11 protein-coding genes are annotated in these 8368 nt (G+C 70.2%); 9 read left to right on the top strand and 2 right to left on the bottom strand.

Going from position 1 to position 8368, the window contains the following annotated elements:
- Nucleotides 1–58 precede the first annotated feature (58 nt).
- The 3 genes from rpmE (at nt 59) to leuD (ending at nt 2489) form a co-directional block, all read left to right on the top strand.
- A complete protein-coding gene (gene rpmE, locus ACILRF_RS12450; protein ID WP_395673341.1) occupies nt 59–283 on the top strand; it encodes a 50S ribosomal protein L31 in 225 nt (74 codons plus the stop codon).
- Nucleotides 284–429: 146 nt separating this feature from the next.
- Entirely contained in the window at nt 430–1878 is a 1449-nt protein-coding gene (leuC, locus tag ACILRF_RS12445) for a 3-isopropylmalate dehydratase large subunit (protein WP_395673343.1), read from the top strand.
- Nucleotides 1878–2489 (top strand): 3-isopropylmalate dehydratase small subunit, encoded by a 612-nt coding sequence (gene leuD, locus ACILRF_RS12440; protein WP_395673339.1) that lies wholly within the window; start codon nt 1878–1880, stop codon nt 2487–2489. Before leuC ends, leuD begins: the two co-directional genes overlap by 1 nt.
- Nucleotides 2490–2531: 42 nt before the next feature.
- On the opposite strand, the gene ACILRF_RS12435 is transcribed toward leuD, so the two are convergent.
- Both ACILRF_RS12435 and ACILRF_RS12430 read right to left on the bottom strand, forming a co-directional pair.
- Nucleotides 2532–3020, bottom strand: a complete 489-nt coding sequence (locus ACILRF_RS12435; RefSeq protein WP_395673337.1) for a hypothetical protein — start codon at nt 3018–3020, stop codon at nt 2532–2534.
- A gap of 182 nt (nt 3021–3202) precedes the next feature.
- Entirely contained in the window at nt 3203–3565 is a 363-nt protein-coding gene (locus tag ACILRF_RS12430) for a hypothetical protein (RefSeq protein WP_395673335.1), read from the bottom strand.
- A gap of 191 nt (nt 3566–3756) precedes the next feature.
- Here ACILRF_RS12430 and leuB point away from each other — a divergent pair, with 191 nt between their 5' ends.
- The 6 genes from leuB to rarD form a co-directional block, all read left to right on the top strand.
- The gene (gene leuB, locus ACILRF_RS12425) at nt 3757–4809 is read left to right on the top strand and encodes a 3-isopropylmalate dehydrogenase (protein WP_395673333.1); all 1053 of its coding nucleotides are present in this window, start codon (nt 3757–3759) and stop codon (nt 4807–4809) included.
- 32 nt (nt 4810–4841) lie between these two features.
- Nucleotides 4842–5246 (top strand): EVE domain-containing protein, encoded by a 405-nt coding sequence (locus ACILRF_RS12420; RefSeq protein WP_395673331.1) that lies wholly within the window; start codon nt 4842–4844, stop codon nt 5244–5246.
- Nucleotides 5247–5373: 127 nt separating this feature from the next.
- Nucleotides 5374–5967 (top strand): PleD family two-component system response regulator, encoded by a 594-nt coding sequence (locus ACILRF_RS12415; protein ID WP_395673329.1) that lies wholly within the window; start codon nt 5374–5376, stop codon nt 5965–5967.
- The gene (locus tag ACILRF_RS12410; protein ID WP_395673327.1) at nt 5964–6422 is read left to right on the top strand and encodes a hypothetical protein; all 459 of its coding nucleotides are present in this window, start codon (nt 5964–5966) and stop codon (nt 6420–6422) included. The genes ACILRF_RS12415 and ACILRF_RS12410 overlap by 4 nt, the downstream gene beginning before the upstream one ends.
- Before the next feature lie 129 nt (nt 6423–6551).
- A complete protein-coding gene (locus ACILRF_RS12405) occupies nt 6552–7583 on the top strand; it encodes an aspartate-semialdehyde dehydrogenase (protein WP_395673325.1) in 1032 nt (343 codons plus the stop codon).
- 3 nt (nt 7584–7586) lie between these two features.
- Nucleotides 7587–8368, top strand: a 782-nt coding sequence (rarD, locus tag ACILRF_RS12400; RefSeq protein ID WP_395673323.1) for an EamA family transporter RarD, incomplete at its 3' end; no start/stop codon positions are given.

Raw genomic sequence — 8368 nt, 5'->3', positions numbered from 1 at the left:
GGCCCCTTCGCGGGGGCCTTCCAACTTTGGCCGCTCCTTTACGTCAGGCGCCCGCGCGATGAAACAAGACACTCACCCGGACTACCACTTCATCACCGTGGTGATGACGGACGGCTCCAGCTACCAGACGCGCTCCACCTACGGGAAGGAAGGCGCGACCCTGAACCTGGACATCGACCCGAAGACCCACCCGGCGTGGACCGGCGGCGGTCACCAGATGCTGGACCGCGGCGGCCGCGTGTCGCGCTTCAACGCCAAGTTCGGCGCCTTCACCCGCAAGTAAGCGGACGGCGACAGGCTTCGAAAAGGCCGCGGGGCTCAGCGCTCCGCGGCCTTTTTGCGTTCGGGCTGTATCGTCGAGGCCACGCTTGGCGGTCTGCGGCGCGGCGCCACTAGACGGGCGACGCCCCTCGGACCTACATGCAGCGCATGCCGGGCAAGACACTCTACGACAAGATCTGGGACGCACACGTCGTCAGCGAACAGGACGGCGAGGCGATCCTCTATATCGACCTGCACCTGATCCACGAGGTGACCACGCCGCAGGCCTTCGCCGGCCTGCGCGCCGCCGGCCGCAAGGTGCGCCGGCCGGACCGCACGCTGGCGGTCGCGGACCACAACATCCCGACCGAGGGCCAGGAGCTGGGCGTCGACGCCGTGGCTGACGAAGAGGCGCGCCTGCAGTTGCAGACGCTCGGCCGCAACGTCGCCGAGAACGGCATCGAATATTTCCCGATGGGCGACGTGCGGAACGGCATCGTCCATGTGGTCGGACCCGAGCAAGGCCGCACCCAGCCGGGCATGACCATCGTCTGCGGCGACAGCCATACCTCGACCCACGGGGCGTTCGGCGCGCTGGCCCACGGCATCGGCACCTCGGAGGTCGAGCACGTCCTGGCGACCCAGACCCTGCGCCAGAAGAAGATGAAGAACTTCCGGGTGCGGATCGAGGGCCGGCCGGCCCCCGGCGTCGGCGCCAAGGACTTCGCCCTGGCGGTGATCGGCGAAATCGGCACCGCCGGCGGCACCGGCTATGTCATCGAGTTCGCCGGCTCGGCGGTGCGCGACCTGTCGATGGAAGGCCGCATGACGCTGTGCAACCTGACCATCGAGGGCGGCGCCCGCGCCGGCCTGGTGGCCCCGGACGAGACCACCTTCGCCTACCTGAAGGGTCGCCCGGCCGCGCCGAAGGGCGGGGCGTGGGAGATGGCCGTCGACTACTGGAAGCAGTTCTTCTCCGACCACGACGCCGCGTTCGACCGCGAGGTGGTGATCGACGCGGCGACGATCGCGCCGCTGGTCACCTGGGGCACGAGCCCCGAGGACGTCATGCCGATCAACGGCCGCGTGCCGGACCCCGCCGCGTTCGCGACGCCCGACAAGCGCGCCGCCGCCGAGCGGGCCCTGGACTACATGGGCCTGACCGCCGGCCAGGCGATCACCGAAGCCAAGGTCGACGTGGTGTTCATCGGCTCGTGCACCAACAGCCGCATCGAGGACCTGCGCTCGGCCGCCCTGGTGGTGCAGGAAGCGTTCGTCAACGGCCGGCTGGTGGCGCCGCACGTGCGGGCCATGGTCGTGCCGGGCTCGGGCCTGGTTAAGGAGCAGGCCGAGGCCGAGGGGCTGGACGCCATCTTCAAGGCCGCCGGCTTCGACTGGCGCGAGCCGGGCTGTTCGATGTGCCTGGGCATGAACCCGGACCGCCTGGCGCCGGGCGAGCGATGCGCCTCGACGTCGAACCGCAACTTCGAAGGCCGCCAGGGCCGCGGCGGACGCACCCACCTGGTCAGCCCGGCCATGGCGGCGGCCGCCGCCATCGCCGGCCATATCGCCGATGTCCGGGAATTCATGCCGGCCGCCGCGGCGGGGAACGCCTGATGCAAGCCTTCACCACCCTCGACGCCAAGGCCGCACCGCTGCCGCTGGCGAACATCGACACCGACCAGATCATCCCTAAGCAGTTCCTGAAGACGGTGGAGCGCGCCGGGCTGGGCCGGGGCCTGTTCTACGATTTCCGCTTCGACGAGGCGGGGAACGAGAAGGCCGACTTCGTGCTGAACCGCCCGGAGTATCGGGGCGCCGGCGTGCTGGTGGCCGGCGACAACTTCGGCTGCGGATCGAGCCGCGAGCATGCGCCGTGGGCGCTGATGGACTTCGGCATCCGCTGCGTGATCTCAACGAGCTTCGCCGACATCTTCTACAACAACTGCTTCCAGAACGGCCTGCTGCCGGTGACCCTGCCGGCCGAGCAGGTCCAGCAGCTGATGGACGAGGCGCGTGGCGGCAACCACGTCGTCAGCGTCGACCTCGCCGCGCAGACCGTGACCTCGCCGTCCGGCGCAGTGTTCGCCTTCGAGATCGATCCGACCCGCAAGGACAAGATGCTGAAGGGCCTCGACGCCATCGGCGAGACCCTGCAGGCGGCGGGCGCCATCGACGTCTTCGAGATGAAGCGGGCGCTGGCCCAGCCCTGGACCGAAGAGGCGTAGCGCCGCCGGGCGCCGCGCAACGGGCGCCCGGCGGCGACCCACCTATTCCGCAGACCGGCTCTGGCCCGCCTCAGCCGAGGCCTGGCCGCTGACGCTGGCGTTGGCGCCGACGCTGACGCCGGAGGGGCTGGCCGAGGCGTCGGCGTCGCTGGAGGCGGCGCCGGACGCGCTGACGTCGGCCGGCGCTGCGCCCGAGAGCGTGGCGCCTTGGCTGGCGGCGCCATTGGCGGCCCCGTTGGCCGCCAGGGATGCGCCGGAAGCGGCGTCCTGGCCGGCCGCGCCGGCGGTCTGCACCGCCGAGCGAGCCTTCTTGCGCGTCGCCTGGGCGGCGCTGCGGGTGGTGTCGGCGCCGAAGCGGGTGGTGTCGCGCACCGTCGAGCCGAGGCCCGAGGTCGCGCCGCCCAGGCCGCCCACCGTCGCGCCGAGGCCGGCGCCGACCTGGCCGCCGCCGCCGAGCGAGATCTGGGCCGCGGCCGGGGCGGCGAGCGCCAGGATGCCGGTGAAAGCCGAAGCGATGGCGATGATCCGCATGAGTTCTCTTCCTCTCTCCGTCCGGCGAACCGGACCTGTTGTCCCCCCGGACGGCCAAGGCGTGACGGGCCGGTGCGGTGAAAAAGCGGCGCAGCTGTGACGCTTGCGAGGCCGCGGGCGGCACGAGGCGTTCGGCGTCGCCGCCGGGCGCCTCCCTTGCGGAGCGCCCGGCGGGCCGAGTGTCAGCGCGACGACGGGGTCGTGCTGTTGGAGGTCGGGTTGGCGGAGGTGGTGTCGTCCGCCTTCGTTTCGTCGGCCGTGGCGGTGGTCGAGGCGTCGGCCTGCGTGCCTGCCGTGGCCCCGGTGGTGGTCGAACCGCTGGCCGAGGCGCCGCTGGTCAGCGTGCCGCCGGATGGATCCTGGCCCGTCGCCTGAGTGGTGTCCCGGGCGGTCTGGCCGGTGGAGTGGGGGGCGCTGCGGTTGACGTCCTGGGTCGCCGCGCCGGTGGCGGTGTTTCCGGAGTTGGCGCCGGTGGTCTGGGCGAGGGCAGGCGCGGCAAGCGCCAGGGCGCCTGCGACGGCGGTGGTGACGGCGATAAGTCTCATAAGCTGGTCCTTTCGAAGCGCCCGGCCCTCGCCGGACGCGCTCTCACTTCCCCGACGGCCGCACGCTCAGGGCCCGATGCGTTGAAAAAACGACCCGGGCGGGGCCATCGCAGGGCCTCTCCAGGCTTTTCCAGGGCGGTGAGTTCGCCTACGAGGTCGCCTCGAAACGCTGCCTTTCGAAGGAATACGACGTGACCGACCTGCTCCTGCTGCCCGGCGACGGCATCGGCCCCGAGGTGATCGCCGAGGTGCGCAAGGTCGCCGCGGCCCTGACCCCCAACCTCGCCATCGAGGAGGCGCCGTTCGGCGGCAAGAGCTTCGACCTGCACGGCACGCCGCTGACCGACGAGACCCTGGCCGCCGCCAAGGCCGCCAAGGCCGTGCTGATGGGCGCGGTCGGCGGGCCGAAGTGGGCCAGCGCGCCGCGCGACAAGCGGCCGGAAGCCGGCCTGCTCGGCCTGCGATCGGGCATGCAAGTCTTCGCCAACCTGCGTCCGGCCCTTTGCTTCCAGCCGCTGGCCGACGCCTCGACGCTGAAGCGCGAGGTGGTCGAGGGCCTCGACCTGATGATCGTCCGCGAGCTGACCGGCGGGGTCTATTTCGGCCAGCCGCGCGGCATCGAGGACCTGCCGGGCGGCGGCCGGCGCGGGATCGACACCCAGGTCTACACCACCGCCGAGATCGAGCGCGTCTCCCGCGTCGCCTTCGAACTGGCCCGCGGCCGCCGCAACAAGGTGACCAGCGCCGAAAAGTCGAACGTGATGGAATCCGGCCTGCTGTGGCGCGAGGTCGTCGAGGACCTGCACAAGCGCGAGTACGCCGACGTGACCCTGGAGCACATGCTGGCGGACAACGCGGCCATGCAGCTGGTCAAGAACCCCAAGCAGTTCGACGTGATGGTCACCGACAACCTGTTCGGCGACATCCTGTCGGATGCGGCGGCGCAGCTGACCGGCTCGCTGGGGATGCTGCCGTCGGCGGCGCTGGGCGTTCCGGGCGCGCCCGGCCTCTACGAGCCGATCCACGGGTCGGCCCCCGACATCGCCGGCCAGGGCATCGCCAACCCCCTGGCCGCGATCCTGTCGTTCGAGATGGCCCTGCGCTGGTCGCTGGAGCGCAGCGACGAGGCCGACCGGCTGTTCGCGGCGGTCGAGAAGGCCCTGGCCGGCGGGGCCCGCACCCCGGACCTCGGCGGCAAGCTGACCACCGCCGCGATGGGTGACGCGGTGGTCGCCGCGCTCTAGGTTTTCCGCCCAGGCGGATGCGGGAGGGACGGATGGCGCGCTGGCTGGTGAAATCGGAACCCGACACCTACAGCTTCGAGGACCTGCAGCGGGACGGCCGGACGACGTGGGATGGCGTGCGCAACCACGCCGCGGCCCTCAACCTCAAGGCCATGCAGGTTGGCGAGGAGGTGCTGTTCTACCACTCGCAGATCGGCCTGGCGGTGGTGGGGATCGCCAGGGTGGCCAAGACCGCCTTCCCGGACGCCTCGGACCCGACGGGCCGGTTCGTGGCCGTGGAGCTGGAGCCAGTGCGGCCGCTGGCCTCGCCGGTGACGCTGGCGGCGATGAAGGCCGAGCCGGCGCTGGCCGGCATGGCCATGGTGCGCCAGGGGCGGCTGTCGGTGTCGCCGGTGACCGACGACGAATGGGCGACGATCCTGAAGATGGCGGGGTAGGATCTTCTCGACGTCATTTTCCCCATTTTGGGGAGGGTTCCGGCGAACGGAAATACGCCGTTAACCGCAACAGCGCAGTTAGGGACCGAAGAAAACCGACGTTCCTGACTAACGGACTGCCCGCGCCATGGCGCTCGATCCCGCATCCCGGTCGCGCTACAATCTCGAGGACGCCGCCGTGCTGCTCCTCGACGACACGCCGATGGGCATGTCGATCCTGGTGCAGATCGTCACCGGCCTCGGCGCGAAGAAGCTGTTCCGCTGCTCCAGCGTCGAGATGGCCCAGCAGGTCGCCGCCAAGCACGAGATCGACATCGCCATCATCGACGGCATGGCCCCGTCCGGCATGGGCTACGACTTCGTCAAATGGATGCGGGCGAACTGCCAGGAGCCCAACTGCTACACGCCGGTGATCATCACCACCGCCCACACCCCCGCCTCCGACGTGGCCCGCGCCCGGGACTGCGGCGGGCACATCATCGTCAAGAAGCCCTTCGCCCCCATCGTGATGCTCGAACGCATCATCTGGGTGGCCCGCGAGGGGCGTCCGTTCCTGTTTTCTGAGGGCTATGTCGGACCCGACCGCCGCTTCCGCGACGACGGGCCGCCGGACGGCGTCGGCCGCCGGCGCGAGGACCTGGAGAAGGCGACCGCAGAAGCGGCGCCCGGCTCCGCGTCCGGCGAGTCCGACATCGAAATCCAGCCGAGACTGACCTCATGAGCTCCGTCCGTTTCGTGTTCCCCAAGCCACGGCTGGCCAAGCTGCTGAAGATGCCGGGCGGATTGCCGGTGGCCGAGGCCCTCGAGCGCGCCCAGGCGAACCTGGAGATGATCCGGCCGACCTGCCTGGCGGAGCTTCAGGCGCTGCTGGAGCTGACCGAAGCGCGGCTCGAGGCCATGGGCCAGGAGTTCGACGACGAGGGCATGGCCGACCTCTATGCCATCGCCGTGCGCGGCATCGGCGGCGGCGAGGTGTCCGGCGCGCCGTCGGTCGACCTGGCGCTGACCAGCCTGTGCGACCTGCTGGACCACCTGCGCACCACCAAGCGCTACGACCGCGCGGCGATCGCCGTCCACGTCCAGTCCTGGCGGATGCTGATGGCCATGGGCCGCCAGCCCGGCGCGTCGAAGGTGATCGAGGGCCTGCGCCAGGTCAGCGCCCGCTACGCCGCGTAGGGCCCCCTCCCTCGTCCTTGTGCAGAGGTAGGGCGCCCAGCGCGCCTGATCGTCGCCCCAGAATCGTTCGCCTTGCACACGAGGCGCACGAGGGCTACGGGGACGCTCCCCAGCCATAGGAGAATTGCGATGGGTTACCGGGTGGCCGTCGTCGGCGCCACGGGCAACGTGGGCCGCGAGATGCTGAACATCCTCGAGGAAGTGAAATTCCCGGTGGAGAAGATTCACGCCCTCGCCTCCCGCAAATCCATCGGCCTGCCGGTGTCGTTCGGCGATCAGACGATCGCCTGCGAGGACATCGAGCAGTTCGATTTCTCGACCGTCGACGTCGTGCTGATGTCGGTGAGCGGCTCGTTCTCCAAGGAATGGTCGCCGAAGATCGGCGCCGCCGGCCCGATCGTGATCGACAACTCGTCGGCCTGGCGCATGGACCCCGACGTGCCGCTGATCGTGCCGGAGGTGAACCCGGACGACGTCGAGTGGGCGAACCGCAAGAACATCATCGCCAACCCGAACTGCTCGACCGCCCAGCTGGTCGTGGCGCTGAAGCCGCTGCATGACCGGGCGCGGATCAAGCGGGTCGTCGTGGCGACCTATCAATCGGTGTCCGGCGCCGGCAAGGAAGGCATGGACGAGCTGTTCGACCAGACGAAGAACGTCTTCGTCCTGGGCGCCACGCCGCCGAAGAAGTTCCCCAAGCAGATCGCCTTCAACGTCATCCCGTTCATCGGCGCGTTCCAGGACGACGGCTTCACCGACGAGGAAGCCAAGATGTGGAACGAGACCCACAAGATGATCGACCCGGAGATCAAGCTGACGGTCACCTGCGTCCGCGTGCCGGTGATGGTCGGCCACTCCGAGGCGGTGAACATCGAGTTCCACGACCCGATCGACGAGGACGAGGCCCGCGAGATCCTGCGCGAGGCGCCCGGCCTGATCGTCATCGATAAGCGCGACGACAAGGGCTACATCACGCCGAAGGAAGCCCAGGGCGAATTCCCGGTCTTCGTCAGCCGCATCCGCAAGGACGCCACCGTCGAGAACGGCCTGTCGCTGTGGGTGGTCGCCGACAACCTGCGCAAGGGCGCGGCGCTGAACGCGGTGCAGATCGCCCAGCTGCTGCACGAGCGCGGCCTGCTGAAGCAGAAGGCGCTCGCCTAAGCCATGCCTCCGTCGTCGGCGCATGGCGGCGAAGCCCGCCTTGCGCTGGCGGCGGGCTTCGGCTGTTACCTGATGTGGGGCTTCGTGCCCCTGGTCATGCAGGCCATCGGCGCCCGCGGCGTCGGCGCGACCGAGATCCTCGCCCACCGCATCGTCTGGAGCGTGCCGACCGCGGCGCTGTTCGTCGTCCTCGCCGGACAGCTGCCGGGCCTGGCGCGAGTGCTGCGGCGGCCAAAGGTGCTGGCCTGGCTGGCCGCCTCGGCCCTGCTGATCGCCGGCAACTGGGTGGTGTTCATCTGGGCGGTGAACGACGGCCGCGTGCTGGAGACCAGCCTCGGCTACTACATCAACCCGCTGATCAACATGGCGGCCGGGGCGCTGATCTTCCGCGAGCGGATCGGCGGCCTCGGCAAGGTCGCGATCGGCCTGGCGTTGATCGGCGTCCTCATCCAGGCGGCGGCCCTCGGCCATGCGCCGTGGACCTCGCTGGCCCTGGCGCTGACCTTCGCCGGCTATGGCGTGGTGCGCAAACAGGTCGACGCCGACGCCCAGACCGGCCTGCTGGTCGAATGCCTGTTGCTGGTCCCGATCAGCCTGGTGTTCCTGGCCTGGCTGCATTCGCACGGCCAGGGCAGCTTCGGCGGCGATGGCGTGACCACCGCCTGGCTGGTCGCGTCCGGGCCGGTGACAGCGATCCCGCTGGTGCTGTTCGCCTGGGCGGCGCGGCGGCTGCCGCTGTCGGCCATGGGTTTCCTGCAGTTCATCGCCCCGACCATCAGCTTCAC

Origin of the sequence: Phenylobacterium sp. (genome assembly GCF_044236515.1) — a bacterium.
GTDB lineage: Bacteria > Pseudomonadota > Alphaproteobacteria > Caulobacterales > Caulobacteraceae > Phenylobacterium.
This window is presented reverse-complemented; position numbering and strand designations above follow the sequence as displayed.

Excerpts from the sequence above, each read along its gene's own strand:
- rpmE (WP_395673341.1), top strand. The coding sequence starts at position 59 with ATGAAACAAGACACTCACCCGGACTACCACTTCATCACCGTGGTGATG.
- leuC (WP_395673343.1), top strand. The coding sequence starts at position 430 with ATGCCGGGCAAGACACTCTACGACAAGATCTGGGACGCACACGTCGTC.
- leuD (WP_395673339.1), top strand. The coding sequence starts at position 1,878 with ATGCAAGCCTTCACCACCCTCGACGCCAAGGCCGCACCGCTGCCGCTG.
- ACILRF_RS12435 (WP_395673337.1), bottom strand. The coding sequence starts at position 3,020 with ATGCGGATCATCGCCATCGCTTCGGCTTTCACCGGCATCCTGGCGCTC.
- ACILRF_RS12430 (WP_395673335.1), bottom strand. The coding sequence starts at position 3,565 with ATGAGACTTATCGCCGTCACCACCGCCGTCGCAGGCGCCCTGGCGCTT.
- ACILRF_RS12420 (WP_395673331.1), top strand. The coding sequence starts at position 4,842 with ATGGCGCGCTGGCTGGTGAAATCGGAACCCGACACCTACAGCTTCGAG.
- ACILRF_RS12415 (WP_395673329.1), top strand. The coding sequence starts at position 5,374 with ATGGCGCTCGATCCCGCATCCCGGTCGCGCTACAATCTCGAGGACGCC.
- ACILRF_RS12410 (WP_395673327.1), top strand. The coding sequence starts at position 5,964 with ATGAGCTCCGTCCGTTTCGTGTTCCCCAAGCCACGGCTGGCCAAGCTG.
- ACILRF_RS12405 (WP_395673325.1), top strand. The coding sequence starts at position 6,552 with ATGGGTTACCGGGTGGCCGTCGTCGGCGCCACGGGCAACGTGGGCCGC.